Raw genomic sequence first — 25,568 nt, forward strand, 5'->3', positions numbered from 1 at the left:
GAAGCTCAACGTATACGGGCGAACACTGCTGGTCACGACGAGGTCGTCCCCGGCAGCGCGGCGAGCCGCTCCCCGTCGACCCGCCAGACCGTCCACCCGTCCTGCGGGAGGGCCCCCAGCGCACGGTAGAAGGCGTGGGCCGGGGTGTTCCAGTCCAGGACCGAGAACTCCAGCCGGCCGAAGCCCCGCTGCGCGCAGATCCGCCCCAGCTCACCGAAGAACGCCGACCCGATCCCCGCCCGCCGGTGCGCCGGGCGGACGAACAGGTCCTCCAGCCACATCCCCTGCCGGCCCTGCCACGTCGAGAACGTCGTGTACCACAACGCCATCCCCGCGACCTCGACGCCGCCCGGGGCGCCGTCGGCCGCCACCTCGGCCAGCACGCACCCGATGCCCGTGCCCGGCTCCAGCGCCCGGGCGAAGTCCTCGGCCCCCGCCGTCGCCGCCTGCGGCTCCCGCTCGTACTCCGCCAGCTCGCGCACCAGCTCGGCGATCACGGGCGCGTCGGCCGCGGTCGCCGCCCGCAGCGTCGCGGTGGAGGACCCGGTCGAGGGTCCGGTGGAGGTCGGGGGGAGGGTCACCGCTCCACCGTAACCGCGGGTCCCGGCACCCCGACCCGCACGCTCGTCCACACCCCGTCGCGCACGACGAACCCCGCGCCCGGGCCCGGACCCGGCGCCACCACCGGCCGGCGCGCCAGGACCTCCGCTGGGACCCGCCCGTCACGGCCGAGCAGCACCGCCGTCCGCGCCGCCGCCCGCGCCAGCGCCCCCAGCCCGCGGAACCCCCCGGCGATCTCCGCGCCGTCCCCGGCCACCACCAGCCGCGACGGGCCACCCCCGCGCAGGACGTCCACCAGCAGGTCCTCCACCCCGGCCGGCAACGGCCGGGACACGTCGTCGACCAGCACCAGGCGGCCCGCCGCCAGCGCCGCCGCGAGAGCGCCCGCGTCCGCCGCGCGCGCCCAGACGGGGTCGGCGACCCCCGCGGCCAGCGTCCGCAGCGCCTGCGTGCGCCCGCTGCCCGCCGGGCCGCACACCAGCAGCACCGGGGAGGGGTCCACCCGCACCGGCCCGCCGCCGTCACCGCCGCGCCCCAGCAGCAGCCCCTCGCCCCCCGCCTCGAGGTCGGAGCCCGCGACCTCCACGTCGACGTCGACGCGCGCGGGCAGCGCCGCCACACCCAGCCGCGCGCCCCCCGGCGTCCCGGCCGCCGGCACGCCCGGCAGCGCCACCTGCACCTCCTGCCCGCACCCGTCCACCACCAGCACCCCGCGCCCGGCAGGGGCCGCCCGCGGCAGGTCCGCCGGGCGCAGCCCGACCAGCGCCGCGTCGGCCCGGTCGGCCGTGCGCAGCAGGACCACCGACCCGACGGCCCCCGCGACCGCACCCGTCAGGGCCTGCCGGTCCCCGGCCACGACGACCCGCACCCCCACCCCCGACCCCTCCCGCAGCAGGCGCAGCAGCCCGTCGGCACCGACCGCCGGGTCCGCCGCCGTCAGCGCCGCCGACCACGCCTCCCAGCCGTCGACCACCAGGACCACGGGCCCGGACCACCGGCCCACCGACCGGCGGCGGTCCACCTCGGCCTGCAGCCGCTCCACGAGCCGCCCGGCGCGCCACACCTCCGCGAGCGCCACCACCGACCCGGTGGTCCCCGTCCCGGCCAGGTCCCGCAGCCCGCCCCCGGCGTCCAGCACGTGGACCTCCCCGCCGCCGCGGTGACCAGCCTCGACGACCAGCCGGCGCAGCAGGGTCGTCCGCCCGCTGCGCACACCCCCGGCGACCAGCAGGTGCTGCCCGGCGTCGAGGTCCCAGACGGCGACCTCGCGGCGCTGCCGGTCCGGGACGTCGAGCAGCCCCCAGGCCAGCCCCCGCTGCGCCCGGCAGGCCGCGGCGGGCACCACGTCCGGCAGGGGCGGCAGCCACGGGACCGCCGGGAGCGGGCGCTCCCGCGCCGCCGCCCGCACCGCGTCCACCAGCGCGGGCAGGTCGTCGACCTCCCCGCGGTCGGGGTCGGCCCCCACCGGCCGCACCCGCGGACCGTCCACGGCCCCCGCGCCCCGGGTCCGCGCCGTCTGGAACTCCAGCGCGGGACCCTGGCACCCGCCGCGCCGCAGCACGGCCCGCCCCGGCACCGAGAACCCTGCCGGCCGCGGGTCCCCGACCACGTCCTCGGCGTCGGCGCGTTCCTGCACCCGCAGCGCGATCCGCAGGTCGGTGTTGGCCCGGACCTCCGGGGAGACCACCCCCGCGGGCCGCTGGGTCGCCAGGACCAGGTGCACGCCCAGCGACCGTCCCACCGACGCCAGCCGCACCAGACCCTCGACGAACTCCGGGACCTCCTGCACCAGCACCCGGAACTCGTCGACGACCACGACGAGCCGCGGCAGCGTCCCCGGCGGCAGGTCCCGCACGTCCGCCGCGCCCGCCGCCGCGAGCACCCGCTCGCGGCGGGACACCTCCGCGCGCAGGCTGCGCAGCACCCGGCCCGCGAGCCGGTCGTCCAGGTCGGTCACCAGCCCGGCCACGTGCGGCAGCCGCACGCACTCCCCGAACGCGGCGCCGCCCTTGTAGTCGACCAGCACGAACTGCAGACCCTCCGGCGGGACCGCCAGGGCCAGGGACGTCACCAGCGTCGCCAGCAGCACCGACTTGCCCGACCCCGTCGTCCCCGCCAGCAGCGCGTGCGGGCCGTCGGCCACCAGGTCCACCCCGACCGGGCCGTGCGCGTCGGCCCCCAGCACCGCCGGCAGCCCCGCGACGGGGGTGCGCCAGCGCTCGCGCAGGTCCTCCGGCGCGCACGGCCCCACCAGGTCCAGCAGCCGCACGTCGCCGGGCACGGCGCCCGCCGTCCCGCCCGCCGCGTCCCGCAACGGGGCGAGGGCGCGGGCGAACGCCTCCGCCCACCGCTCCTCGACGAGGTCGGCCCGCACCGGCACTCCCCCCTGCGCGGACCGGACCTCACCGGCGGCGAGGTCGACGACCGTGCGGCACTCGGTGGGCAGGTCGGCCACGAGCGCGCCCAGGCAGAGGGTGTGCACCCCCAGTGCGGGCCCGTCGGTGAGCACCTCGGCCAGCCGCGGGTCCTCCCGCCACCAGCCCACCGGGTCCAGCAGGACGACCACGTCCGGCTCCCCGCCGGGACGCTCGCGCCGCCCCCGCCGGGCCCGGACGTGGGCCACCGGCCCGGCCAGGACGTCGCCGTCCACGGCGGGCCGGTGGTGCGGCAGCCAGCCGGCCCACTCCGCGTCGGGGCCGGTGACGAGCAGGACCTCCGAGGGCGACTGGTGCGCGGCGAGCTGCGCGAGCAGCCAGCGGGCGCACCCGGCGACGTCCGGGCCCGGGCCGCACAGCCCCACCGGGCCCTCGCGCAGGTCGACGACGACGGGGACGTCGCGCAGCAGCGTGGACGGCGCCCCCTCACCCTCGACCGCCCCGTCGTCCGCCCCGTCGACGGCCGAGCCGGTCGCGGGCCGGTCGCCGAGCCCCACCCGCACGGTGAGGTGGTCCGGGTCGCCGGGGGAGCGGGCGAACAGCCGGTCGCCGGGCCGCCGCGCCGCCGCCAGCAGCGTCGCCGCGTCCGGGTGCCGGTCCGACCGCGTCGCGTGCTCGCGCCGCAGGGCCCGCCCGACCTCCGCGCCGGTCCGGGCCCGCCGCGCGGTCAGGTCCGCCGACCGCTGCCGCAGCAGGTCCCGGTGCCGCCGGCGCTGCGTCCACCACTGCCCGCCGGCGACCACGGGGGAGGCCAGGCCCAGCAGCAGCGAGAACGGCGACCAGAGCACCGCGAGCACCCCGGCCACCGCGAGCGGGACCACCAGGGCGAGCACCGGCAGCCCCGGGGCCGGCGGGGCGGGTTCGGGGACGGGCCAGTCCCACCGCTGCGGCGGCGCGGTGCCCAGCAGGCGCGGCGGGCGGTTCAGCAGCAGGTGCCCGTCGGCGTCGGGGCGCACGACCGCGGCCGCGACGGGAACCGGGCCGGTGCGCAGGACGGTGTCGCCGACCGCGACGAGGGTCCCCGGCGGCAGGTCCACCGGGCCGCGGACGGCCGTCCGCCCACCCGCGCGCAGCAGCGCGGTCCCGTTGAGCGAGCCGAGGTCGCGCACCGTCGACCCGCCGGGGCCCACGTCGAACCGGGCGTGCGCGCGGGACACCGACGGATCGGCCACCGCCACCGCGCCCTTCCGGCCCAGGACGTGGCTCCCCGGCGGCAGGTGGAACCGGGCACCGACCCGCGGGCCGGCCACGACGGACAGTTCCAGCCCGCCGACCGGCACCGGGTCCGGCCCCGGGGTGGGCGGCAGGACGGTCCCGGCCAGCAGCGGGGGCATCCCGACGACCGCGCCGGCCAGGGGTTCCCCGTCGAGCTCCCACGCCGAACCCCAGTCCGCCGGCCAGGGACCGGTGACCTCCTCGCACCGGGCGCGGACGGCCGACAGGGTGGTTCCCGGCGCGACCTCGATCTCGACGTCGACCCCCAGCACGGTCATCCGGAACGGCACCGCCGGATCGTGGCACGGGCGCCCGGCGCAGGACGGGCGTCGTCCACACCCGGGACCGGCCGGGGAGTTGTCCACATCACCCGGACGCCGAGGCGCCCGTTCCCGTACGGTCGCCGCCGACGAGTTCGGGGGAGGTGCGCGGTGGACGCCGTGAAGCTGGTCGAGGACGAGGTGCGGACCCAGGTCCGCCGCCGCATCGCCGCGGGGAGCTTCCGCGGGGACGCCGCGGAACTGCGGTCGCTGGTCGACGCCGTCGTGCTGGACTACGACCTGCGTTCCCTCGACGGGTCCCTGCCGGGCCTGGCCGACCGCGCCGGCACCGTCCGCGAGGTCGTCGCCGCCGTCTCCGGTCACGGTCCGCTGCAACGGTACTTCGACGACCCCGAGGTCGAGGAGATCTGGATCAACGAACCCGGGAAGGTGTTCGTCGCGCGCGGCGGGGTCGCCGAGCTCACCACCACGATCCTCGACGAGGACACCGTCGCCGAACTCGTCGAGCGGATGCTCGCCAGCACCGGCCGCCGGGTGGACCTGTCCAGCCCGTTCGTCGACGCCAGCCTGCCCGACGGTTCCCGGGTGCACGTCGTCATCCCGGACGTCACCCGGACCCACTGGGCGGTGAACGTCCGGCGGTTCGTCGCCCGTGCCCGCCACCTCGACGACCTCGTGGGCCTGGGGTCGCTCACCGCCGAGGCCGCGCGGTTCCTCGCCGCGGCCGTCGCCTCGGGGCTGAACCTGCTGGTGTCCGGGGCGACCCAGGCCGGGAAGACGACCCTGCTGAACTGCCTGCTCGGGGCGGTTCCGGCGAACCAGCGCATCATCACCTGCGAGGAGGTGTTCGAGCTACCTAACGTGGAATAGTACCCTACGTACATGGGGCGTCAAGCGAAGACACGACGAGCGGCCATCTACGTCCGGCAGAGCCTCGACCGCACCGGCGACGGACTCGCCGTCACCCGCCAGGAAGCTCTGTGCCGCAGCCGGGCCGAGGAACTCGGATGGGACGTCGTCAACGTCTACGCCGACAACAGCGTCTCCGCCAGCAAGGCCGACGTCGTCCGCCCCGCCTACCAGCAGATGCTCCACGCGCTCGGAGCCGGCGACTGCAACGCCGTCGTCGTCTACGACCTCGACCGCCTCACGCGCCGCCCCGTCGAACTCGAGCAGTTCATGGACCTCGCAGACCGCCACGACCTCGCGCTGGCCAGCGTCGACCGAGAAGTGGACCTCGCCACCGACGGGGGGCGCCTGTTCGCCCGCATTCGGGGAGCCGTCGCCCGCGCCGAGGTCGAACGCAAGGGACGCCGGCAGAGAGACGCCAACGACCAACGAGCAGCCGCAGGCCAGCCGTTCATCGGGCGGCGAGCGTTCGGCTACACCGGCGACGGTGCCCAGCTCGTCGAAGCAGAGGCTGAGGCCCTACGAGAGGCTGCCGACCGCGTCCTGGCGGGGGAGGGGCTCAGGACGGTCACCCGCGACTTCAGTGCCCGCGGCATCCGCACCACGGCCGGGAACGACTTCCACCCGACCCAACTGCGGCGGCTCCTGCAGAACCCCCGCCACGCCGGCCTGCGCGTCCACCGCGGCGAGGTCATCGGCCCCGGTACCTGGCCGCCGGTCTTCGACGAGGACACCTTCCGAGCGGTGGGTGCAGTCCTGGCCGACCCGGCCCGGCAGCAGCCCGGAGCACCAGCCCGCTACCTCCTGACCTCCATCGCCGTCTGCGGAACCTGCGGAGCGACCATCCAGGGCCTCAAGCAGGCCAGAGGGACGAAGGCGAACGTCAGGCTCTACCAGTGCCGAACCCGCCGGCACGTCGTCCGGGCAGCGGATCCCATCGACGACCTCGTCCGGGACGTCCTACTCACCCGCTTCGCGCAGCCGGACATCTCCGACCTCCTCGGTGAGGCGGACAGCGACGACAGCCGCCAGCAACTCACCGCCCTTCAAGACGAGCAGCGAGGGCTCCGGACGCGCCTTGACGGTCTCGCCGAGGCCTACGCCGCGGGCGGCATCGACGCGCAGCAACTCACCGCCGGCAGTAACAGGCTGAGGAGCCGCCTGGAGGCCCTGAACGGGCAGCTCACGGACCTCTTGACGTCCTCGACGCGAACGCCCGCCGTAGGGCTTCTCTTGGACGGCGAGGCCGAGCATCTCCGGGAGCGGTGGGAGGCCCTGGACATCGACCAGCAGCGGTCCTTGGTGGTCGCGTTCCTGAGCATCCGTCTCCTGTCACCTGGGCGCGGCGCGCGGTCGTTCTCGCCCGACACCGTCGACATGCAGTGGAGGACGGCACCGCGGTTCGTGAGCCACTGATGGATGGATGCTCCTGGTGACCATTTCGCTACCTAGAGCACCTAAGGCGGCTACGCTGCATCGGTGTCCTACCAGCCAGGGCCTCACCTCTTCCCGGCCTCATCTACTTCGGTCAGGCGCCTGCTACTCGTTCGGGGCGGCGAGATGAAGCTTGATGATCTCGAGAGGAGTGTCAAGATCCTCATTGCGAAGCAGAAGCCCCTTGACCTCTCTTTTTGGGGCATGGTCACGGATGATCCGGCCGCTCTCTTGAGTCGAGTCAGGAACAAGGTGCCTCACCCTTCATGCCGCTTCGTGTGGGCCGACGATCTGCCCAGTGTTGGGCTGATCCACAGGAAGACAGGTGCTGCATGTCACTACGATGTGGCGTTGCCTGATCACTCTTGGTATGCGAAGCTGCAAGCGCTACTGACTGTCATGGGTCCGGTGCGCACATGTGAAGACCTGCTGGCGACAGTGTGACCTGCTAGACCGCGGTCTAGCAGGGCGGGCTCCGGGCGCTTAAGCTGCACAGCAGTGCTACCGATGGCTTCAGAAGGAGGTGGCGAGATGAGCGAGCTAGTCGAGGTGTGGGTCGACTTCAACGACGTGTCGGATGAGTCGACGACTGAGACGCTCTGCGAGTACGTAGAGGGTGTTGTGCGCGAAGGCGACCCCGTGCTGGCCTACGACGGGGACGGCAACAGTGCTGATGCCCGTGTCCAGTCGATAAGCGGTGCCTTGGTGACGTTGCGCTTGGACATGAGTACCTTCAGCTCCAGCCGCCGTGTGATGCACGCCCTCGTATGATCTTGTAAGGCGTCAAGAAGCCCCTGCACCCATCCCGGGTGCAGGGGCTTCTTGCTGGGCGCTGGTCGGTTGGGGATCAGCCCCTACCCCCACCTCGGCAGGGCCGCTTCCTTGCTGTCGGCGGGGACGACCTTGCCGTGGGCGGGGACCAGCCCGAACGACTTCGACGGCGTGAACCGGGGCACCTGGAGGTCGTCCCGTTTGCACGATGGGCAGCGGGGCGGGGTGGGCTTGTCGAGCTGGATGGACTTGCCGCTGCCTGGGCAGCGGATGGTGACCTTCCCGGCCTTGGCCTGCCCGCGGACCTGTGGTTCGGCCGGCGCCCGCGATCGTCGGGCGTTCCCTCCTTCAACAGGGGGCGCCCCTCGCTCCCGGGCGTACAGGGGAAGGTGAGCCTCCGGCCCGTCGGCCGGGACGTGCTTGGCGTGGCGACCCACCATCCCTGTCCCCGGCAAGGTGCCTGCAGGCTGCTTGGCCAGGAGGCTGTCGAGGGCGCAGCCGGGGCAGGACACCAGCGGCACATTGATGGTGGAGCTGCGCATCAATGGGACGACAGCCCCCACCCCGGGACAGGCGATCCGCACAGTGGGCTCAGGCGGCAACCGCGCGTCTTGGGGCGAGGGTCTCGGGGTGGGGCGTTCCTTCCGGTGGGTCTGCTTCGGTGGTACGTAGGGCGGCATCGGTTCACCGTGGTGGTGCGCCCATCGGCGCGCTTCTTCATGCTGCGGTCGCCGCTTGCGGCCCCAGGGGTTGGGGGCATCCGGGACGACCGGCACCGTCCAGACCTGTGTGATCTCCCGGAGCTGCTCGTCGGTGAAGCGGTAGCTCTTGCCGACCCGCAGGTACGGCACCCTCCGCTGCCTGACATCGGTGCGTAGCTGAGATGAGGTCACTCCCAGCCGGTCAGCGGCCTCGGCAAGGGACCACGTCCGTGAGGCGGAGTGCGCGGAGACGGCTGTCTCGTCCGTGGGTCGCAAGTGCTCGACAAGCGCCGATACCTGCTCGGTGAGGCGTGCGACTTGCTCGGTCAGCGACCGCAGCGCGTCGTCTCGGTCGTCGGTCACAGCGGCAGGCTGTCAGCCTCACTACGCCAGGTCGAGACCTCATGGTCGAGCTCAACTCGGTCCCATAGACGCCGATGATCTTGTGGACAGGATCAGGCGACAACAGGAGGCCACATGTCGGATCACACGACGGATGAGCAAGATCTCAAGGAAGCGCAGGAACGCACCTGCGCCCTCGACGGCGGGATCCTCGGGCCTGATGGCAAGTGCGACGGCGGCAGCGACGACGAGTGCCCTGGGCGCCGCTGACGTCTGATGAGAGTGGGCCGTACCCATGGCAGACGCTGCGGGTACGGCCGATCTTCATCGGCTACTCAAACTGCGCCCCCTGCGAGCCCTGCCCCACTGCCATCCCACGGCTGGGCATCATCGACGGATGCGCATCCCCGTCGGCCGCCACCCGGACCGCTCGTCGAGCCTGCCCGGTGACTTCGTCGGGGCGGTCTACGTCGGCGACGGAGACGACGGAGACGACATCGACGGTCCCTGGCGCGGCTACTGCGTCTTCTGCGGGGCCGTCGACCCGGACGTCCAGCCCATGCGTGGGGCGTGGGTCGCGGCAAGGCGGCACTGGGACGACCAGCATGCGTTCCGCGCTGTCTAGCTTGATCCGATCGACCGGTCACCTGAAACGAGCCCGCGCCCGCCTGTCCGGCGTGCCGCATCCTGGGGAGGTGAGGTTGACGGGGCTCGAGCGGCGGATCCTGGAGGCCGCGGCCGTCGGGCATGTCCTGGACGAGCCGGACAGTGCCGAAACCATCGGCCGCTGCTACCGGCACCTGCAGCAGTACGGCCTGCTCGACGCGGACTGGTGGGGCGACGATGCCCTGCCGCTCATGGTCGAGGTGACGCCCACCGGCAGGGCGCTGCTGCGGTCCTCGCTGGAGGAGTAGACCGTCGGTGACGTCGTGCGGTTGAAGGAAGTGCTTGTGACCGCCCGGACTCCGGGCGCATCGGGCGACAGAAGATCGAATAGTGCCTGCGAAAGCGCACTGGCTCCAGGAAGATGCGCTCCATGGAAGCCATCATCAGCGCTGTCGGCCTCATCGGTGCAGCCATCGCCTGGCTTGCCCTGCGCCTGGAGCAGCGCAGTCGGCGCACACGGCTAGGGACTTACCTCGAATGGCGATCGCAGTTAACCGAGCCTAGCGATAGCCAGCAACGCGCCGAGCTTAAAAGGGTCATCGATCGACTGGTCATTCAAGTTGCGGAGAATGACCTTCCGAAGGATCGGCTTCGATGGATCTGCATTCGGATGTCGAAATGGTTGCTCATTGTAGGTGCCGCCTTGGTTGGCCCAACTGGGCTTCTGTTCAGCGCCTCTTACTTGTACCGGTTCAATCAGCGTGCGGTCGAAAACTACGAAGAATCCCTGGGTAACCCCGATGCGGTGACCGGCCCTGTCCTTTTGTCTGCATGGGCAACATTGGCTCTGACTGCTGGCGTGGTCATACTAGTCTTTGGCATTGCGTTGCGATTGATGTTTCGCGAGAGCCCTCCATCGTCGTCCGGTGGGCCGTCGGGTTCTGCTGGGCCGTGATCGGCGTTCAGATAAGGCTGGAAGCTGCCGAGAGGCTCCTCATGAGTTCTTCGCCGAATCACTCGTCACTGATGGATGCTGCCCCTCATCCTGGGGTGATGCGACTCACCGGCCTCGACCGTCAGGTCCTCGAGCTCGCCCGCGACGGCGTGGTCCTGGAGGAACCGGACGCGGTCGCCGTCGCGGAGGCATACCGACGGCTGAACCGCGAGGGGCTGCTGGAGGCCGCCTGGTGGCGGGACGGGGTGCTGCCGCTGGAAGTAGCCATCACACCCGCGGGACGGATGCTGCTGCGATCCCGCGGAACTGCTTGAGATGCACTGACTTGAGGAGCCAGATGTCTGGATTGTTGGTATTTGCATTGGTTGTCGCGCTTGTCGTGGCGAGTTGCATTGTCTTAGTGGCGTGCGGGGCGATCCTTAATCAACCTAACACTCTACCTAACTTCTCGCGGCAAGAAGCGAGGTCAGATGCTCGGTGGCGAAGAGCAAACGGCATTATCGTCGTCCTGCTTAATGCCGTGCTCGCCTGGTGGGCTAATCGCATATCGGTCGAGGCACAAACGGCAGCTGACGCAGTAACTAACATTCCGATTGCCGAGTGGAGCAATCAGGATGCATCGCCGCTATCGACGGCAGTGGCCGCGACCCTCTCCTACCTAGTTGCTCTCCTTGTCGTAGCACTCGCAGTTGCGGCAATCCTGCCCAGTGGTGGTCCGCGCGCAATCGCACACTTCGTATTCCTCGGCCTGTTTGGCTCTGGCGTTGCCTACGAACTGAAGGACGGCGCGGGGATCCCCCTGGACGACCCCAACGTTGTCATCTTGTGCCTCGTTACAGCCCAGTTCCTCATTCTCGGCCTCTTCTCGACCTTTGAAGCAATCTGGAGACTGCCTCATGACGGGTTCTCAAAAGAGTCGGAAGTGCTACAGGGCATAGCATCCACGCGCGAGGCGGTCGACGCTTGGCTAGGAAATCCGATGGACCCTGCCCGACGGCAAGCTGCGCTTGACGCTATATGCGTCGCCGACCAGAACTGGTCTTTAGTGCGTGACGACGCAGTCATTCCTCGGAACTTGAAGGCATGACCTAGCGTCGATTCAATACTCCGCATGGACGATCGAGTGAGGTTAGCTACTGCGGAGTGGCATAACGACTTTCATCCTCTGCACCTCAGGTACGTCGAGTTCATAGGCGCACCACCAATACCTAACTCAGGCAGGATGCTCTGATGGCGCACACTCGTCGTCGGCGAAAACTGCTACGGACAGCCGTGAGTGCAGCGAACTGAGAAGGGTGGGATCAAGCCGCTAGCGACTCGTCGATTCACGCACAGTCATGGACAGATCACGTCTTCAACGCTTGGTCCCCTATTCCGGTGAACTTGCACAGCTGGAGGCACATGCGCACCTGCGTGACCTCTAAGGTTCGGCCGTGCGTTTCAATCCTCTGCCTTCATGGCCACCAGCTCCCAGCGGGTGGCTTCCCGACAGCGACTGGACACCCGATGCCTCGTGGGAGCCTGCGCCGACAGGCTGGCCGATCACCGTCAATGACGAGCCGAGCTCTATGCGCCTCGTCGGCGCGGCGTTCGCCGGCATTCTCGTCGGCTTCCTTCTTGGCGGTCTCGCGGCGGGTGTTTCCGACGCTCTCCGCGTTGTCACTGTCGGCAGCGGGCAGCTTGCCGGATTGCAGTTCATGCTGGACATCGTATTTTCTTGGGGTGGCGCGATCTGGGGGGCCATCTTCAACGTTCGCCAGAGCCGCAAAAGGGCCGCACGACGCGCCGACCACGTCATTGCAGAGATGCGGGCGAGATATGTTAGCGGGTTGAGTTCACACTGAGAGATGTACCTGATGCCCCCGGCGCCACCCTGTGTCGGGGGCATCGCCGTGCTCGGACACGGACGCGCTGCTGACAGCGGTAGTCGTGCTCGCCTGGCCGGCGAGCTAGGCGGGCCGCCAAGCAGACTAAGCGACATGCGCCGACCACCGGCAGCAGTCCAGCCACTTCACCCGTTTGGCTGAACGATCACGCTACGTCGTCCTAGCGTCTGCTGTGCACGCACCACCCAACGTCGGGAGGACCCCTCGTGAAGAACCGTCTGCGCCTGGCCGCCGTCGCGGTCCTGTCCTCGAGCACGCTGGTCTGGGTCGCAGCCGCGGCCGAGGCCGGCATCAAGTGGAAGTGACCTCGTCATGACTCGCCGTAACCGCGTCCGCCTCGCCGTCGCAGCAGCACTGTCCTCTGGAGTCGTCATCTGGAGCGCAGCCGCCGCCGAAGCCGTCCTGAAGTGGAGGTGAGCCCGCGATGAGCCGCAAGGACCGCATCCGCCTGGCCGTCGCGTCGGTGATGACGCCCGGCGTCATCCTGCTCATGGCCACCGCAGCCGAAGCCCATCGGAAGTGGTCTTGATGAACCTCAAGAATCGCATCCGAGCCGCCGCGATCACCGCACTGTCATCCGGCGTACTGATCTGGGCCGCCGCTGCCGCCGAGGCGACCAGGAAGTGGAACTGATGAGCAAGCGCATCCGTCTCCGCTTCGCGCTGGTCGGCGCCCTGTCGTCGTCCTTCGTGCTGCTCGGCATCGAAGCCGCGCACGCGGGCCTCCGCATCAACTGACCGTCCCCTCAACCCCAAGGAGATCACCATGAGCATCAAGGCCCGTATCCGCGTCGCCGCTGTCACCGTTCTGTCTTCCTCCATCGTTGTGCTGGGCGTGGAAGCCGCACACGCCGGCTTCCGCTGGTGATCTGACACGCAGAGGAGCCCCCGCACCCTGGTGAAGGGGTGCGGGGGCTCTCGTCAGAACCGCTGGCCTGACCTCATCCGGCCGGCGTGTCCAGGTTCGGTCCGAGCTGCTCGCGGCAGCTGATGGCGGTGAGCCGCAGGGTGGCCTGGACGTCGTCGCGAGCGAGGACGCCGGGCCAGGTGCCGTCGATGATCTGCGCCATCGCCAGGATGAGCTCGGCGGCGCGGTCCTCGGCGACGGCCGCGTTCACCGTGTCGCGGACGACGGGCGGCATCTGCCCGCCGGCCGGGCCGACGAGGCGGCCGTAGTCGGCGAGGAGCTCCGCGGCGCGAGCGCAGTCCTCGTCAGCGACGTCCCGCCGCTCCCGCCGCTCCCGCCCCTCATGGCGGCTCACGACGCCTCCCACGCGATGACCCACGGCCCGTCGTCGCCGGACACGTACAGGACGCGGGTGCCGATCGGCAGGGGCTCGTAGGTGGTCGCCCCGCCCTGGGCTAGGACCGGACGGACAGCACCGCGGCACGGCCCGGAAGGGTGGTTCTGGTCCCCGCCCTGCGCCGTGACCCACACCCCGGTGGAGTCGGAGCGGGTCACGTTCCCGGACGTCGCCCGCGGGACCGGAGGCGCAGGCTTGCGGCCCAGCACCACCTGCTCGAAGCTGCCCATCGCAGGGTTCATGCCCTCGCCATCCTGTTGTTCATGTCGCGGTAGACAGCCCGGGCGATCTCCCGGCCGTCGAGGATCACAGGGATCTCCAGCGGCCGACTCGGACCCCTCAGCGCCTCCATCTCCTCCTCCCGGAAGCTGTAGTCCCCCTTCTCCAGCGACACCGGCGCCGGCTGGACCGTGGCGGTCTGCAGCGTCGCCAGCGTCGCCAGCGTCGTCCGGTGGTCGCTGACGTACCCCGAGGCGCCCGCGGTGAACAGCTCAGGACCGCGCTCACCGACCAGGTACGTCGTGCCGGCGGTGACGGGGCCGCCGGAAGCTCGCCCGCCGCCGAAGACGGACCCGACGGCGCCGGAGATGCCACTGATGGCCTGCCCGAGGGCAGAGTCGGAGATGCGGTCGGCGAGCTTCTTCACCCAGTCCCACGCCGACTTGATCTTGTCGACGAACCCGCCGATCGCGTCCTTCACCTTGTTGAACCCGGTCCGCAGCCCCTCAACGGCCAGCACCAGACCCGTCTTTAAGATCGGGACGAGGTTGTCCCGAACCCAGGCTCCGCCTTCCTTCAGCTTCGCCCACAGACCGTCGACGATGCCGCGGAACGTGTCCGACTTCTTGTACGCCAGGATCAGCCCGCCAACCAGCAGGCCGATGGCGGTGATGACTAGACCGACCGGGCCGAGGAGGAAGCGGACGGCGACCCCGCCGGCGGTGGCGGCGGCGTTGAACAGCCACTGCACCGCGGTCACGGTGGCGATGACGACCTGCCAGGCCGCGTACCGGACAGCCAGGGCGGTGATGACGGCCAGGTCCTTGACCTTGAGGGCGAAGTCCTTCACCCGGGTCAGGTAGCCGACCTGCGCGACCCCGTTGGCGATGCGCATCTGCGCGGCCAGGGCGGCGTTGGCCCGGGCGTGGGCGGCCATCACCCCGAGCTCGGCGATCCGCACCGGCATCCCACCGAGGGTGATGAGGATCTGCGCCTGCTGCATCAGCTTCCACGCGGCGAACCCGGCCGCGATGGCCGGCATGTACTTGACGATGGTGTCCATGTGGTCGGCGAGGAACTGCAGCGCACCGCCCAAGATCTGAGCGCCCCCGGCCAGCACCGTCGCACCGGCGCCGCCGTTGGTCATCTCCGACCCGAACGCCTTCAGCCCGCCCCCGAGGGCGGAGAAGTCGATTCCGCTCAGCGCCGATCGGACGCCACTGACGGCGGTGGAGATGGTGGCCCAGGTCCCGGCCCAGTCGATGCCGGAGAGGAAGCCCCAGACGGCGTTGAAGGCGTCTCGGGCCTGGTCCCCGAGCTGGCGGACACCGTTCGTCGCGGGCCCGGTCTGCTGGAAGCCGTCGATGAACTGCCGGATCCCGCCGGCCGCGGTCGCCAGGGCCGCCGTCAGCGGCGGCATCGCACTCGTCGCCATCCGAGTGGCCCAGGTGACGCCGTCCTTCAGCAGCGGAATCAGCGGCTGCACCGCCCCGGCCAGACCCATGTTGACGGTGTCCTGGAAGGAGGACCACAGGCCGGTCAGGGACTGCGACTGCTTGTCCATCAGGCCGTTGAACCGCTCCAGGCCCTTCCCGGTGACCAGGGCATCCATCAGCTGCGTCAGCTCCGTCCGGCCGAGCTTCCCGGCCTGGGCCAGCGCCGCGACCTGCTCGACGGACTTCCCCGTCGCGGCCGACAGCAGGTCGAAGACCGGCACCCCGGCGTCGCGCAGCTGGTTGAGGTCCTCGCCGGTGATGCGGCCCGCGGCGTTCATCTGCTGCAGGGCCACGGTGGCGCGCTGGATGCCCTCAGCGCCCGTCCCCATGCCGCTCGTGGCGTTACCCAGGCTCGTCATGATCGGGATGACCTTCGAGGCGTCGATCCCGGCCGACACTAGGAAGCTCGCCGACTGTGTCAGCCCCGGCAGGTCGAACGGCGTCTTGGCCGCGAACTTGGACAGGTCACCCAGGAAGGACTGCGCCTTCTGCGCGCTGCCCAGCATTGTGGTGAACGCGATCTGCGACTGCTCCACCCCGGCGGCCGTCTTCACGCCCATCGCCAGGCCGGCAGCCCCGATCGCCACCGAGGCCGTCGTCACCGACTTCATGACCCCGGACGCCATGCCACCGACCCTGGACAGCGCCCCACCAAGTACGTCACCCATTCGGGATGCCCTCGACGACAGCACCTGGAGGTCCTTGCCGGTGCCCTGCAGGTCGTCGCGGACCTTCTCCCGACCCTGCAGAGCCATGCGGATGTTCACCTCAGCCACGGCGAGCCTCCTTCCGCTCCAGAGCCGCGAACTCCTGGCAGCCGTACTCGTGCGTGACCTGCCTGGACAGGCCACCCGAGGCCGGGTCCACCTCGATCTCGGCCCGCGCGTCGCACTGCAAGCACAGCGGCAGGGGGGTCAGGTCGGCGCGCAGGTTGATGCTGGGCGGACGGGGCTGCGCTCGGCGGTGCGAGCGGTTCAGCTGGGCCATGAGGAGGCCCTCCATTCCATGATCATCGGTGAAAAATGGCGGGGAGAGAAAATGGACAGTCCGCGACTGTCCGCGTTCAAGATCACTAGGGCACCTATCCCACCCCTCACCACCGTCTGGACGTCCGCAGCGGGTTGAGCCAGTCCTCGCTCGTCCTGAGGGGCTCGTTGACGGTGGTGCTGCGTGTCCGTGTCCCGTCGCCTCTCGCGGCGTTGCAAGGAGTGCAGCTGGGCCTCAGGTTGGACAGCTCATAGCGGGCACCGCCGAGGTTGAGCGGGACGATGTGGTCCACGCAGTCCGCTGGTCGCAGGTAGCAGATGGCGCACATCGGGTTGCTGCGTAGGACGCTGGCTCGGAGCGTCCGCCATCTACGGGTGGAGCCGTTGGGTCGGGTCATGTCCTTCCTCTCTGACGTGGGGGGTGCCTCGTTGGGGTGCGAGCAGGACAGTCGCGGACTGTCCGGTCTCGTATCCCCCCGAGCTTCGAATCCACAGGCGATGACGGGACGGGCACGGAGCGGGCGGCCCTAGGAGGTCGACCACCGCCCGCTCCGTGGTTCATGGGGTGGTGACGCCTTCGGCGAGCTGCATGAGCTGGACGTCGCTGGTGGTGGCGAGGAGGCGCGGCTTGGCGATGTTGAACGCGAAGTTGGTGGCGACCTTGGTGCTGTTGCTGACGTCGGTGATGTCGAGGAGGTCGCGGAGGAGGTCTTCGGCTTCGGGGCGGGTGGCGAGCCAGGGGTCGAGGACTCGGATGCCCCACTCGCGTGCGGCTTCGGTCTGGATGCCACCGGCGATGGACCAGGCCTTGCCGGCGACGGCGTTGGCGAGGATGCGGTCGGAGCCTCGCAGTGCGCGCTGCATGAGGGCTTCGGCGTGCTCGACGGTGTCGAGGGTGGATGCTCGGTCTTCGGCGTCGCGCCAGCTGAGGATCCTGTCCGCGCTGGAGGGGGCGGGGAGGCCGAACAGCTGCTGCTCGAGGCTGTTGCGCTTGGCGGTGACTTCGCCTTCGAGCTCTCGCCGGAGTGCGGTCAGTTCCTTGCGGGTGTCGAGGTACGTCTCGGCCAGGCGCTGCTGCTTGCCGAGGTCGGAGAGGCTGGTGTCGTTGTCGATGGCGGCGATGGTCTTGGAGTAGTTGTCGCGGAGGGTGGCGGCTCGGGCGTTGATCTGTTCCGGGGTGCGGGCCATGAGCGGGTGTCCTTTCAGGCGGCCGCGCGGGCGGCGAGGTAGTGGGCGAGGTTTTCGGGGGTGATGTGCCAGCGGCCGTCGACCTGGTGGGCGGTGAGTCGGCCTCGGGTGATGGCGAGGCGGACGCCGCGTTCGGTGATGCCGAGGCGGGCGGCGGCGGTGCTGGTGCTCATGTCTGCAGACAGTGGGGCTTGTTCCTCGGTGTTCCCCTGAGTCGTTCCGCAGGCGGTACCGCGCCAGGTGAGAGCCGCGAGGCGGAGGGCGGCGAGGACGGCGTCGACCTCGGGGTCGGCGCCGCGGACGTCGATGCGGATCCTCTGAAGGCCGGCGTGCTGCTCGAGCCAGGCGGCGACGCGGCCAGGGACGATGACAGCGGGGGCCCCGACGCCATGGACGTAAGCCTCAGGAGGCCGGTAGGTCATGCGGTCCTCCTCCGGGCGGGTTGGGTGGGGGTGCGGTCAACGCCGGCCCAGATGCCGAACCTCTCGCCGTTGGCGTCCGCGAAGGCGCCGCACTGGGCGAGGACGGGGCAGTCGGCGCAGAGGGCCGCGGCTTGCCGGCGTGCGCGGTGGTCGTCGGCGTACAGGTCCTCGGTGCGACCCCGGCACGGGACGCGACCGTCGACGTCGTCGAGGGCCTTGGAGAGCGTCCAGAAGGCTCGGAGGGCGTCGGGGCGGATCACGCGGCGCCCCACTCCTCGTACTCGAGGGGCTCCTCCGGGATGGGGGTGCCGTCTGCCCACACGCCGGGGGTGGGCTTCCACTGGTCGTGCTCGTCGAAGGCGAGCGTCGGGGGCGTGGGCACGGGCGCGGGAGGGGGCGCCTGTAGCGGTGTAGCGCTTGTAGCGGACTTATCGGAGGACGCCGGGAGGTAGCGGGACCAGGCGTCGACCAGCGCTTCACGCTTGTAGCCGCGTCGGACGTCCTCTCCCTTGCGGATGGCGGTGGGGCTGACGCCGTAGCCCTTGAGGTGCTTGGACAGGGTGCGGAAGTCCAAGGGCTTGCCGAAGAAGTCGTCCCAGCCGGACAGCTCGATGTGATGCAGCTCGTCGAGGAGGACGTCGCTGAAGATCGACTGCTCGCCGAGGCGGTCGAAGATGGCCTTGATGTCGATGAGGAGGGTGATGCCGATGGTCTGGGCTCGCTCGCCCATCTCTCCGTGCATCGTGGTGGCCGCAACCCGGGCGTCCACGGGCCAGTGGCCGCCGGCCGCATCCGCTACAGCCAGCAGGGGCTCCCAGACGTCCGCTGCGCGGTCTTGGATGCCCTCGGGCATCTCGGGCCAGGCGTCGGTCACCTGAGGCTCTACGGCCCGTGCCCAGTCGGTGAGGCGGTCCCGCAGGTGGTGTCCCTCGGGGGCGTGCACGCGGTAGCGGAAAGGCTCCACGCGCTCGTCGGGGGAGCGGCGGCGCATCCGCACCACCACCGACCTCGTCATGATCGTGTCGGGGAGGTCACCCAGGCCGGAGAGAGCGACCGCGCAGTAGGCGGGCATCTCCTCGACCTCGACGGACTTGCCCTTGACGACGCAGCGCAGGGAGGTCGCCCCCTGGCGGTGGCCGGCGTTGAGCATGCCGCGGATCTCTTCGTTGTCCTTGGCCTTGGGGCCGAAGACGGTGTCGATCTCGTCGTACAGGATCGTGGGGGCGCCTTCCTTGTCTGACACCTTGCGAAATAGCGCCGCCGGGGTGGCATTGACTGCGTGGATGGGGCGGGGGACGAGAAGCTCGGTGACTTCCAGCGCGCGGGTCTTTCCGCTGCCTGGCTCTTTGGAGAGGAAGCCGATGCGGGGGGTGGATTCCCATGCGCCCATGAGGTGCGCGTGGGCTACCCAAAGGACGTGTGCTCGTCGTGCGTGGTCGCTGGGGTAGGCGACGAAGCGGCGGAGGAAGGTGTCGACGTCGTTGAGGAGCTGCGCTCCTGCGCTCTCCGATTTGACCGTTACATCCGCTACAGCGTTACGGTTCATGCGGCCACCGCCTCTACGGTGGGCAGTCCCCAGCTGGCTCGGCACCGTTGGATGAGTGCTTCCCGGTCGCGCATGGTGAGAGGCGTGGGTTGCGGCTGGCGGATGCGGAGTCCGGTGAGTTCCCAGTATTCGCGGATGGCCTGGGCGTGGTCGGGGTTTCCGCGCAGTTCTTCGAGCTCGTCGCGCGGGGGGTTGGTGGCGTAGCGACGGACGCTGTCGCGTGCGGCCTGCTCGATGGGTGCGAAGAACTCGTCCTCGGCGACTCGCGCGCCGGCAAGGTAGCCGTGCTCCTCGCCGGCCAGCCACCAGGAGAGCTTGTCGATGGGAACGCGCTCCAGTTCGATCACTAAAGATCGCCTCCTACACTGAGGGCGGTCAGGGTGCCGATGACGACCTCGGCGGGGTGTCCGCGGTCCCAGGCTCGGAGGACGGCGTTCTCGGCTGCGTCGAGGCTGAGGAACACGCGGCGGCTGATGCGGCCGGTGGCAGTCTCAGAGACGGTGACGTAGACGACGAGGGATCCATCCACGCGCTGCATGGCGGCGGCGTGGTCTAACCCCTTACTCTGGAGGGGAACTTCGGTGGTGGGGTTCGTGGTGGTTCGGGCGGCGCTCCTGGCGGGGGGCGCCGTTCGGTGTTTGTGAGGCATGGCGGTTTCCGCTTCTGCGATGGCCCGCGGGTCCAGGGATGGACACTGGGGGTTCCGGGGGGACTGTCTTGCAAGTTCGGGGGGCAGGTCGGTGTGGTGGCCGGCCTTGGGTAGTTCGCTAGCGGTGCCGTTCCTGGCGCCTCTTCCCCTGACCTGGGGCGTTTTGTGGGCTCGCCGTTGGTGTCGCCACCTCTACCCGAGGTCATGTGTTGCGGGTGGCGTATCGCACCGTCTTCACTGTGGAGTTACGCAAGAACCGGACCGTCGAGCGGTGCGTCGTGCGGTCGTCAGGCAGCGTTGCGCCGGCTGACTGGCCGGGTGAGGACGGCGAGCTTGGCCCTCTGCTCATCGGTGAGCTCGGGCGCCTGGGCGACGAACTGGGCGATCCAGGCGTCGCGGTTCATCAGGCGATGGCCTCGGTGGCCGTGGCCGCGCGGTCGCGGACGAGGAGCTCGTCGAGGGGGACGCCCATGACGTCGGCGATGGTGGCGGCCACGGCGAGCGGCGGCTGCTTGCGCTCGAGTTCGTACTCGATGACGGACCAGTTGCTGCGGTTGATGCGGTAGGCGAGTTCCTCGCGGCGCATCCGCATTCCGCGGCGGAGCTCGGCGCATCGCTTGCCGGCGAATCGGATCTCGGTCACTGCTTTCTCCTGTCTGCCCCCACCAGGGGGGTTTCGGTACGACATGTCTATTCGAGCACAGGCGGGTCGTGTCAAAAGCCGGCACAAGATGGTTCCGGGGTCGAATCACTCCCGTCAATCAATGCGATTCCTGCTCGTCCCGTCCTTGGAGGCGTCGCTTTGTGCAACAGGGGTTTCGGGGGTGCGGATGTGTGCGCTGGCGTGCGCCGGTGTGCCCTAAGCGTTGAGAACGGTCGAGTTCAGTGCCATTCGGTGCAGCTCGTGGCAACAAAAACGACCGGAAGTCGTCGGGCGTGTCGCGCAGCCGGGCGTGTCGTGTGCGGCAACGACTGCCTCATTGGGGCAGTCGTTGCCGCAGCGCGTCCAGCCCTACCGGCGCCAACGCCACCCGAGGTAGCCGATCCAGGCGTTCACCACGACCAGCAGCGCCGCCGGCGCCCACGCCGTTCTCATGGTGACGGCCTGCTGCAGCATCCACAGCCCCACCAGGGCACCCACGACGGCGCAGACGAGGGCGAAGGTCGCCCAGCGGGACCGGTGGGCGACGGCAGCTTCTGCCGCGCGTGCGGCAACCGGTGCCTCAACGGCGCTCATCGGGCACGACCAGCGGACTCGACGATGCTGGCGGCGGCCTCCAAGGCGGTCACCATCTCCGGCTGCTTGCGGGCCCGGGTCAGCGTCGCCGCGAACGCCCGCGCCTCCTTGGCGGTCATTTCCGCCTCGATGACGTCGAGGTCGAGGAAGACGTGCGGGCGGCAGTGGATGCCGCCGCGTTCATCCGACTGATGCCACCAGACCTGCACGAGGCGGTAGTCGTCGTGGAAGCGGGCGTCGGTCTGGTTGAGCAGCGTCACGGAGTGGACCGTCATGTCCGAGTTCAGGCCGTGCGGGCTGTGGTCGACGGTGCACCAGGTCGGGCAGGTGCCCGAGGCGGCGGCGCTGGGCGGGAGGAAGGACGGGATCTCAATGCCGAGGCCGCGCAGGTCGGCGATGGCGTCCTTGTAGCCGCGACGCCACTCCGCGGTGTCGTCGTGCTGGCACTGCTCCGGACGGAGCCCGGTGCCTTCGGGAGCGGTGGCGGGCGTGCGAGTATTCATGTCGGGTCCTGTTCCTGTTGCTGCAGGGGTGGGATCAAGGCCCTCGTCGGTGTTCCACCACCGGCGGGGGCCGTCTTGCGACATACCGTGGTATCCCTCGTTCGGGCTCCAGCTGCACAACCGCGACGTCGTCGCCATGCAGTGCCGTCAGCCGAACCTGGAGGGGCGCGGGGAGATCCCGTTGCGGCGCCTGGTGAAGGAGGCGCTGCGGATGCGGCCCGACCGCCTCGTGGTCGGCGAGGTGCGGCAGGCCGAGAGCCTGGACCTGCTCATCGCGCTGAACTCCGGCCTGCCCGGCGCCGCGACCGTCCACGCGAACTCCGCGGCCGACGCGGTCGCGAAGATGTGCACGCTGCCGCTGCTGGCCGGGGAGAACGTCACCAGCGGTTTCGTCGTCCCGGCCGTGGCCTCCAGCCTCGACCTCGTCGTGCACGCCGAGCTCGACACCGGCGGCCGCCGCCGGGTGCGCGAGGTCGTCGCGGTCACCGGCCGCAGCGAGGGCGGGGTCGTGGAGACCGCGGAGGTGTTCGGGACCCGCGACGGGCGGCTGGTGCGCGGTTCGGGCTGGCCGCCGCACCGGGAACGTTTCGCCCGCGTGGGTTTCGACCTCGCCGAACTCCTCGGCGGGGCGCGGTGACCGGCGTCGCGGTCGGCGCGCTGGTCGGGGTGGGGGGTTTCTGCCTGTGGTGGTCCTGCTGGGGACGCCCGGCCCGGACCCGCCGTCCCCGGCGGCGGCTGCGGACCCTGCTCGACGCCGCGGGCTGGGCCGACGTGCCGTCGCCGGTGTTCGTGGCCGCCCTCGTCCTCGCCGGGCTGGTCGCGGGGTTCGTGGTCGCGGCGCTGACCGGGTTGCCCGTCCTGGGGCTGGGTGCGGCCTGCGCCGCGGCGTGGGCGCCGGTGGAACTGGCCCGCGGGCGCGTCGCGCGCCGGCGCCAGGACGCCGCCGCGCAGTGGCCCGACGCAGTCGACGCGCTCGCCGCCGCGGTCCGCGCCGGGGCCGCGCTGCCGGACGCGGTGTGTTCCCTCGCGGTGCGCGGCCCGGAGCGGTTCCGTCCCGCGTTCGCCCGGTTCGCCGCCGCGCACCGCGCCAGCGGGGCGTTCGAGACCGAGCTCGACCGGCTCCGCGCCGAATTGGCCGATCCCGTGTTCGACCGCCTCGCGGCGACCCTGCGGATGACCCGCCAGGTCGGCGGCAGCGACCTCGGCGCGACGTTGCGGACGTTGTCGGGGTACCTGCGCGAGGACGTCCGGACCCGCGGGGAACTGCGGGCCCGGCAGAGCTGGACGGTCTCGGCCGCGCGGCTGGCCGTCGCCGCGCCGTGGATCGTGCTGGGGCTGCTGGCCACCCGGCCCGGGACCCTCGCCGCGTACGGCGACACCACCGGCGCGCTGGTCCTGGCCGTCGGGGCGGCGGTGTCGGCCGGTTCCTACCGGGTGATGCTGCGGCTGGGGCGGTTGCCCGAACCGCGGCGGGTGCTGTCGTGAACGCCGGGGTGTGGGCGGGGTTGCTCGCCGGCCTCGGCGCGGCCCTGGTGGTGGCCGGTGTCCCGTGGCGCCGCGAACCGTCCCTGGCCGCGCGGGTCGTGCCCTACCTCGCGCCGCGGCGCACCCGGTCGCGGGACCTGCTGCGGGGCCTGGTGGCCCTGGTGGGGGACCGCCCGGGTTCCGGTCGCGTCGTGACCGCACGCCTCACCGTCCTGACCCCGCACACGGCGGTCGACCTCCCCGGGTACCGCGCCCAGCAGGTCCTGTGGGCCTGCGCGGCGACGACGGCGGCGCTGGCCGCGGTGTGGGCCGGGGCGGAGGCGAACCCGGTGGCGGTCGTCGCGGCCATGGTCGTGGGGGCCGCCGGTGGCGCCCTGGCCCGCGACGAGTTGCTGGCCCGCGCCGTGCGCCGCCGCCGCGCCGAGCTCGTCGCGGACCTGCCCGCCGTCGCCGAACTGCTCGCGCTGTCGGTCGCGGCGGGGGAGAACGTCGCCGCCGCCCTCGAACGGGTCGCCGCCGGGCACGGCCCGCTGTGCGCCGGGCTGCGCGGGGCGCTGGGCCGCGTCCGCACCGGCACGCCGCTGCTGGACGCGCTGGCCGACCTCGCCGGTCGCTGGCAGGTGCCGCCGTTCAGCCGGTTCGTCGACGCGATCTGCGTCGCGGTGGAGGCCGGCAGCCCGCTCGCCGACGTCCTGCGCGCCCAGGTCGCCGACGCGCGCGACGCCGAGCACCGGCGGCTGGTGGAGACCGGCGGGCGGCAGGAGGTCCGGATGATGGTTCCCGTCGTCTTCGGGATCCTGCCCACCGTCGTGGTCTTCGCCGTCTACCCCGGCCTGGCCCAGCTGGACCTGGCGCGCTGAGACCCCGGGGAACCCCGGACCCGGGGAACCCCGAGTCCCAGAAACCCAGAGAAACCCAGAGAACCCGAGAAACCCGAACCCGCAGGAGAAGACCGTGCTGCACGCCCTGAAGGACCACCTGGACGCCCTGACCGACGCCCTGACCGACGCCCTGACCGACGACGACCGCGGCGACGTGCCCGGCTGGGTCCTGGTCACCATCATGACCGCCGGCCTGGTCGTCGGCCTGTGGGCCGTCGCCGGCCCCCGGCTCGCGGCCCTGTTCACCGCGGCCATGGACGCGGTCGTCGGGCAGTTGTGACCCCGTGCGTGACCCCGTGCGTGACCCCGTGCGTGACCTCGCGGCGCGACGAGGGGTCGGCCGTCGCGGAGTTCGCCGCCGTCGCCGGTCTGCTCTGCCTGCTCTTCGCCGCGGTCGTCCAGCTCGCCGTCGTGCAGCACGTGCGGGCGACGGCCGCGGACTGCGCGGGGGAGGGCGCCCGGTTCGCGGCGCTGCGCGGGCACTCCACCGCCGACGGCGCCGCCCGCACCCGGGACCTGCTGAGCGGTTCCCTCTCGCCCCGGTTCGCGCGGGAGGTGACCGCGCGCCGCACGCGGATCGCGGGCCGTCCCGCCGTGGAGGTGGAGGTGGTGGCCCCGCTGCCGGTGCTGGGGTTCCTGGGCCCGCGCGCCCTCGCCGTCCGCGGGCACGCGCTGGTGGAGGCGTCGTGACCGGTGGGGCCGGCGCGCGGGGCGACGAGGGCAGCGCCGCCGTCGAGTTCCTCGCCGTCGGGGTCCTGCTGCTCGTCCCCGTCGCCTACCTCGTCCTCACCCTCGGCCGCGTCCAGGCGGCGACCTTCGCCGCGGAGTCGGGGGCCGGGCAGGCCGCCCGGCTCGTCGCCACCGGCGCCGCCGACGGCGGGGTGCGGGAGGCCGTCGCGCTCGCCGTCACCGACCAGGGCCTGCCGCCGACCGCGGCGGACCTGCAGGTCCGCTGCTCGGCCGACCCGTGCCGCACCCCCGAGGGCGAGGTGGCCGCGACCGTCCGGGTCGACGTCGCCCTGCCGCTGGTGCCGGCGTTCCTCGGCGGCGTCGTGCCGCTGGAGGTGCCGGTCAGCGTGCGCCGCGTCGCCGTCGTCGACCGGTTCGCCCCGTGAGCGGGCCGGGGGACCGCGCCGGGGGCGACGAGGGCCGCATCGCGCTGCTGTCCCTCGCCTTCGGGCTGCTGGCGGTCGTCCTCGTCCTCGTCGTGGTGTCGGCCTCCGCGGTGCACCTGCAGCGCAAGCGGCTGTACGCCCTGGCCGACGCCTGCGCCCGCGACGCCGCCGACGCCCTGGACGAGGACCGCTACTACGCGCACGGCGACGTCCTGCTGACCGACGCCTCCGTCCGCGCGAGCGCCCGTGACCACCTGCGCGCGCACGCCGACCTGGCGGGGGTCGTGGTGGGCGCGGGGACGGGGACGGCGGACGGGCGCACGGCGCGGGTGGAGCTGGTGCTGGTCACCGCCCCGCCGTTCACGGCGTTCGTGCCGGCCCGGTTCGCGCGGGTGCAGGTGGTGGCCCGCTCGTCCGCGGTCGCCGACCTGCGGTGACCGTG

At 71.4% G+C, this 25,568-nt stretch carries 33 protein-coding genes and 2 pseudogenes; 18 read left to right on the top strand and 17 right to left on the bottom strand.

Features of this window, described 5'->3' with window-relative positions; all coding sequences use genetic code 11:
* Positions 1-32: 32 nt before the first annotated feature.
* Both ACRYM6_RS07860 and ACRYM6_RS07865 read right to left on the bottom strand, forming a co-directional pair.
* Complete coding sequence (locus ACRYM6_RS07860) at positions 33-581, bottom strand: GNAT family N-acetyltransferase (protein ID WP_432542300.1); 549 nt, start codon at positions 579-581, stop codon at positions 33-35.
* Entirely contained in the window at positions 578-4,501 is a 3,924-nt protein-coding gene (locus ACRYM6_RS07865; protein WP_432542301.1) for an FtsK/SpoIIIE domain-containing protein, read from the bottom strand. The genes ACRYM6_RS07860 and ACRYM6_RS07865 overlap by 4 nt, the downstream gene beginning before the upstream one ends.
* 141 nt (positions 4,502-4,642) lie before the next feature.
* Between ACRYM6_RS07865 and ACRYM6_RS07870 the strand changes: the two are divergent.
* From ACRYM6_RS07870 to ACRYM6_RS07885, 4 genes and pseudogenes are all read left to right on the top strand, one after another.
* Positions 4,643-5,347, top strand: a pseudogene (locus tag ACRYM6_RS07870) (ATPase, T2SS/T4P/T4SS family); the annotation flags it as partial.
* A 27-nt stretch (positions 5,348-5,374) separates the two neighbouring features.
* The gene (locus tag ACRYM6_RS07875; RefSeq protein ID WP_432542302.1) at positions 5,375-6,817 is read left to right on the top strand and encodes a recombinase family protein; all 1,443 of its coding nucleotides are present in this window, start codon (positions 5,375-5,377) and stop codon (positions 6,815-6,817) included.
* 63 nt (positions 6,818-6,880) lie between these two features.
* A complete protein-coding gene (locus ACRYM6_RS07880) occupies positions 6,881-7,279 on the top strand; it encodes a hypothetical protein (protein WP_432542303.1) in 399 nt (132 codons plus the stop codon).
* Between the two features lie 87 nt (positions 7,280-7,366).
* Complete coding sequence (locus ACRYM6_RS07885) at positions 7,367-7,606, top strand: hypothetical protein (protein ID WP_432542304.1); 240 nt, start codon at positions 7,367-7,369, stop codon at positions 7,604-7,606.
* Positions 7,607-7,689: 83 nt separating this feature from the next.
* Here ACRYM6_RS07885 and ACRYM6_RS07890 read toward each other — a convergent pair whose 3' ends face one another.
* Positions 7,690-8,670, bottom strand: a complete 981-nt coding sequence (locus ACRYM6_RS07890) for a MerR family transcriptional regulator (RefSeq protein WP_432542305.1) — start codon at positions 8,668-8,670, stop codon at positions 7,690-7,692.
* 114 nt (positions 8,671-8,784) lie between these two features.
* Here ACRYM6_RS07890 and ACRYM6_RS07895 point away from each other — a divergent pair, with 114 nt between their 5' ends.
* From ACRYM6_RS07895 to ACRYM6_RS07925, 7 genes are all read left to right on the top strand, one after another.
* Positions 8,785-8,919 (top strand): hypothetical protein, encoded by a 135-nt coding sequence (locus ACRYM6_RS07895; RefSeq protein ID WP_432542306.1) that lies wholly within the window; start codon positions 8,785-8,787, stop codon positions 8,917-8,919.
* A 127-nt stretch (positions 8,920-9,046) separates the two neighbouring features.
* The gene (locus tag ACRYM6_RS07900; RefSeq protein ID WP_432542307.1) at positions 9,047-9,274 is read left to right on the top strand and encodes a hypothetical protein; all 228 of its coding nucleotides are present in this window, start codon (positions 9,047-9,049) and stop codon (positions 9,272-9,274) included.
* A gap of 70 nt (positions 9,275-9,344) precedes the next feature.
* A complete protein-coding gene (locus ACRYM6_RS07905; protein ID WP_432542308.1) occupies positions 9,345-9,563 on the top strand; it encodes a hypothetical protein in 219 nt (72 codons plus the stop codon).
* A 122-nt stretch (positions 9,564-9,685) separates the two neighbouring features.
* A complete protein-coding gene (locus ACRYM6_RS07910) occupies positions 9,686-10,210 on the top strand; it encodes a hypothetical protein (RefSeq protein ID WP_432542309.1) in 525 nt (174 codons plus the stop codon).
* A gap of 98 nt (positions 10,211-10,308) precedes the next feature.
* Entirely contained in the window at positions 10,309-10,524 is a 216-nt protein-coding gene (locus tag ACRYM6_RS07915; protein ID WP_432542310.1) for a hypothetical protein, read from the top strand.
* Positions 10,525-10,547: 23 nt separating this feature from the next.
* On the top strand, positions 10,548-11,297 hold the full coding sequence (locus tag ACRYM6_RS07920) for a hypothetical protein (protein ID WP_432542311.1): 750 nt from the start codon (positions 10,548-10,550) through the stop codon (positions 11,295-11,297).
* Between the two features lie 346 nt (positions 11,298-11,643).
* Complete coding sequence (locus tag ACRYM6_RS07925) at positions 11,644-12,054, top strand: hypothetical protein (RefSeq protein ID WP_432542312.1); 411 nt, start codon at positions 11,644-11,646, stop codon at positions 12,052-12,054.
* 982 nt (positions 12,055-13,036) lie between these two features.
* On the opposite strand, the gene ACRYM6_RS07930 is transcribed toward ACRYM6_RS07925, so the two are convergent.
* From ACRYM6_RS07930 to ACRYM6_RS07995, 14 genes are all read right to left on the bottom strand, one after another.
* Positions 13,037-13,357 (bottom strand): hypothetical protein, encoded by a 321-nt coding sequence (locus ACRYM6_RS07930; protein WP_432542313.1) that lies wholly within the window; start codon positions 13,355-13,357, stop codon positions 13,037-13,039.
* Entirely contained in the window at positions 13,354-13,641 is a 288-nt protein-coding gene (locus ACRYM6_RS07935) for a hypothetical protein (protein WP_432542314.1), read from the bottom strand. The genes ACRYM6_RS07930 and ACRYM6_RS07935 overlap by 4 nt, the downstream gene beginning before the upstream one ends.
* Positions 13,638-15,890: a tape measure protein gene (locus ACRYM6_RS07940; RefSeq protein ID WP_432542315.1), complete on the bottom strand. Its 2,253-nt coding sequence runs from the start codon at positions 15,888-15,890 to the stop codon at positions 13,638-13,640. Before ACRYM6_RS07940 ends, ACRYM6_RS07935 begins: the two co-directional genes overlap by 4 nt.
* The gene (locus ACRYM6_RS07945; protein WP_432542316.1) at positions 15,883-16,116 is read right to left on the bottom strand and encodes a hypothetical protein; all 234 of its coding nucleotides are present in this window, start codon (positions 16,114-16,116) and stop codon (positions 15,883-15,885) included. Before ACRYM6_RS07945 ends, ACRYM6_RS07940 begins: the two co-directional genes overlap by 8 nt.
* Before the next feature lie 91 nt (positions 16,117-16,207).
* Positions 16,208-16,498: an HNH endonuclease gene (locus tag ACRYM6_RS07950; RefSeq protein ID WP_432542317.1), complete on the bottom strand. Its 291-nt coding sequence runs from the start codon at positions 16,496-16,498 to the stop codon at positions 16,208-16,210.
* 160 nt (positions 16,499-16,658) lie between these two features.
* On the bottom strand, positions 16,659-17,288 hold the full coding sequence (locus ACRYM6_RS07955; protein ID WP_432542318.1) for a hypothetical protein: 630 nt from the start codon (positions 17,286-17,288) through the stop codon (positions 16,659-16,661).
* Positions 17,289-17,302: 14 nt separating this feature from the next.
* On the bottom strand, positions 17,303-17,710 hold the full coding sequence (locus ACRYM6_RS07960; RefSeq protein ID WP_432542319.1) for a helix-turn-helix domain-containing protein: 408 nt from the start codon (positions 17,708-17,710) through the stop codon (positions 17,303-17,305).
* Entirely contained in the window at positions 17,707-17,970 is a 264-nt protein-coding gene (locus ACRYM6_RS07965) for a WhiB family transcriptional regulator (protein WP_432542320.1), read from the bottom strand. The genes ACRYM6_RS07960 and ACRYM6_RS07965 overlap by 4 nt, the downstream gene beginning before the upstream one ends.
* Positions 17,967-19,256: a DUF3631 domain-containing protein gene (locus ACRYM6_RS07970; protein WP_432542321.1), complete on the bottom strand. Its 1,290-nt coding sequence runs from the start codon at positions 19,254-19,256 to the stop codon at positions 17,967-17,969. Before ACRYM6_RS07970 ends, ACRYM6_RS07965 begins: the two co-directional genes overlap by 4 nt.
* Positions 19,253-19,603 (bottom strand): hypothetical protein, encoded by a 351-nt coding sequence (locus ACRYM6_RS07975; protein WP_432542322.1) that lies wholly within the window; start codon positions 19,601-19,603, stop codon positions 19,253-19,255. The genes ACRYM6_RS07970 and ACRYM6_RS07975 overlap by 4 nt, the downstream gene beginning before the upstream one ends.
* The gene (locus ACRYM6_RS07980; protein ID WP_432542323.1) at positions 19,603-19,785 is read right to left on the bottom strand and encodes a hypothetical protein; all 183 of its coding nucleotides are present in this window, start codon (positions 19,783-19,785) and stop codon (positions 19,603-19,605) included. Before ACRYM6_RS07980 ends, ACRYM6_RS07975 begins: the two co-directional genes overlap by 1 nt.
* Before the next feature lie 523 nt (positions 19,786-20,308).
* Positions 20,309-20,548, bottom strand: coding sequence for a hypothetical protein (locus tag ACRYM6_RS07985; protein WP_432542324.1), 240 nt, complete (start codon positions 20,546-20,548; stop codon positions 20,309-20,311).
* A 369-nt stretch (positions 20,549-20,917) separates the two neighbouring features.
* Positions 20,918-21,142 (bottom strand): hypothetical protein, encoded by a 225-nt coding sequence (locus tag ACRYM6_RS07990; protein WP_432542325.1) that lies wholly within the window; start codon positions 21,140-21,142, stop codon positions 20,918-20,920.
* Entirely contained in the window at positions 21,139-21,645 is a 507-nt protein-coding gene (locus ACRYM6_RS07995; protein ID WP_432542326.1) for a DUF6907 domain-containing protein, read from the bottom strand. The genes ACRYM6_RS07990 and ACRYM6_RS07995 overlap by 4 nt, the downstream gene beginning before the upstream one ends.
* Positions 21,646-21,760: 115 nt before the next feature.
* On the opposite strand from ACRYM6_RS07995, the pseudogene ACRYM6_RS08000 reads away from it, so the two are divergent.
* The 7 genes and pseudogenes from ACRYM6_RS08000 to ACRYM6_RS08030 form a co-directional block, all read left to right on the top strand.
* Positions 21,761-22,282, top strand: a pseudogene (locus ACRYM6_RS08000) (ATPase, T2SS/T4P/T4SS family); the annotation flags it as partial.
* Positions 22,279-23,130, top strand: coding sequence for a type II secretion system F family protein (locus ACRYM6_RS08005; RefSeq protein ID WP_432542327.1), 852 nt, complete (start codon positions 22,279-22,281; stop codon positions 23,128-23,130). The pseudogene ACRYM6_RS08000 and the gene ACRYM6_RS08005, both read left to right, overlap by 4 nt.
* Complete coding sequence (locus ACRYM6_RS08010) at positions 23,127-23,990, top strand: type II secretion system F family protein (RefSeq protein WP_432542328.1); 864 nt, start codon at positions 23,127-23,129, stop codon at positions 23,988-23,990. Before ACRYM6_RS08005 ends, ACRYM6_RS08010 begins: the two co-directional genes overlap by 4 nt.
* A gap of 106 nt (positions 23,991-24,096) precedes the next feature.
* The gene (locus tag ACRYM6_RS08015) at positions 24,097-24,291 is read left to right on the top strand and encodes a hypothetical protein (RefSeq protein ID WP_432542418.1); all 195 of its coding nucleotides are present in this window, start codon (positions 24,097-24,099) and stop codon (positions 24,289-24,291) included.
* Positions 24,292-24,323: 32 nt separating this feature from the next.
* The gene (locus tag ACRYM6_RS08020) at positions 24,324-24,701 is read left to right on the top strand and encodes a TadE family protein (RefSeq protein WP_432542329.1); all 378 of its coding nucleotides are present in this window, start codon (positions 24,324-24,326) and stop codon (positions 24,699-24,701) included.
* Positions 24,698-25,126 (top strand): pilus assembly protein, encoded by a 429-nt coding sequence (locus tag ACRYM6_RS08025; RefSeq protein ID WP_432542330.1) that lies wholly within the window; start codon positions 24,698-24,700, stop codon positions 25,124-25,126. The genes ACRYM6_RS08020 and ACRYM6_RS08025 overlap by 4 nt, the downstream gene beginning before the upstream one ends.
* On the top strand, positions 25,123-25,563 hold the full coding sequence (locus tag ACRYM6_RS08030) for a pilus assembly protein TadG-related protein (protein ID WP_432542331.1): 441 nt from the start codon (positions 25,123-25,125) through the stop codon (positions 25,561-25,563). The genes ACRYM6_RS08025 and ACRYM6_RS08030 overlap by 4 nt, the downstream gene beginning before the upstream one ends.
* Positions 25,564-25,568: the final 5 nt, after the last annotated feature.

It is taken from the genome of Kineococcus rugosus (assembly GCF_050871975.1).
Lineage (GTDB): Bacteria > Actinomycetota > Actinomycetes > Actinomycetales > Kineococcaceae > Kineococcus.

Coding starts and splice junctions, on each gene's coding strand:
- ACRYM6_RS07875 (WP_432542302.1), top strand. CDS start 5,375: ATGGGGCGTCAAGCGAAGACACGACGAGCGGCCATCTACGTCCGGCAG.
- ACRYM6_RS07885 (WP_432542304.1), top strand. CDS start 7,367: ATGAGCGAGCTAGTCGAGGTGTGGGTCGACTTCAACGACGTGTCGGAT.
- ACRYM6_RS07895 (WP_432542306.1), top strand. CDS start 8,785: ATGTCGGATCACACGACGGATGAGCAAGATCTCAAGGAAGCGCAGGAA.
- ACRYM6_RS07900 (WP_432542307.1), top strand. CDS start 9,047: ATGCGCATCCCCGTCGGCCGCCACCCGGACCGCTCGTCGAGCCTGCCC.
- ACRYM6_RS07910 (WP_432542309.1), top strand. CDS start 9,686: ATGGAAGCCATCATCAGCGCTGTCGGCCTCATCGGTGCAGCCATCGCC.
- ACRYM6_RS07915 (WP_432542310.1), top strand. CDS start 10,309: ATGCGACTCACCGGCCTCGACCGTCAGGTCCTCGAGCTCGCCCGCGAC.
- ACRYM6_RS07920 (WP_432542311.1), top strand. CDS start 10,548: ATGTCTGGATTGTTGGTATTTGCATTGGTTGTCGCGCTTGTCGTGGCG.
- ACRYM6_RS07935 (WP_432542314.1), bottom strand. CDS start 13,641: ATGAACCCTGCGATGGGCAGCTTCGAGCAGGTGGTGCTGGGCCGCAAG.
- ACRYM6_RS07945 (WP_432542316.1), bottom strand. CDS start 16,116: ATGGAGGGCCTCCTCATGGCCCAGCTGAACCGCTCGCACCGCCGAGCG.
- ACRYM6_RS07950 (WP_432542317.1), bottom strand. CDS start 16,498: ATGACCCGACCCAACGGCTCCACCCGTAGATGGCGGACGCTCCGAGCC.
- ACRYM6_RS07955 (WP_432542318.1), bottom strand. CDS start 17,288: ATGGCCCGCACCCCGGAACAGATCAACGCCCGAGCCGCCACCCTCCGC.
- ACRYM6_RS07960 (WP_432542319.1), bottom strand. CDS start 17,710: ATGACCTACCGGCCTCCTGAGGCTTACGTCCATGGCGTCGGGGCCCCC.
- ACRYM6_RS07970 (WP_432542321.1), bottom strand. CDS start 19,256: ATGAACCGTAACGCTGTAGCGGATGTAACGGTCAAATCGGAGAGCGCA.
- ACRYM6_RS07990 (WP_432542325.1), bottom strand. CDS start 21,142: ATGAGCGCCGTTGAGGCACCGGTTGCCGCACGCGCGGCAGAAGCTGCC.
- ACRYM6_RS07995 (WP_432542326.1), bottom strand. CDS start 21,645: ATGAATACTCGCACGCCCGCCACCGCTCCCGAAGGCACCGGGCTCCGT.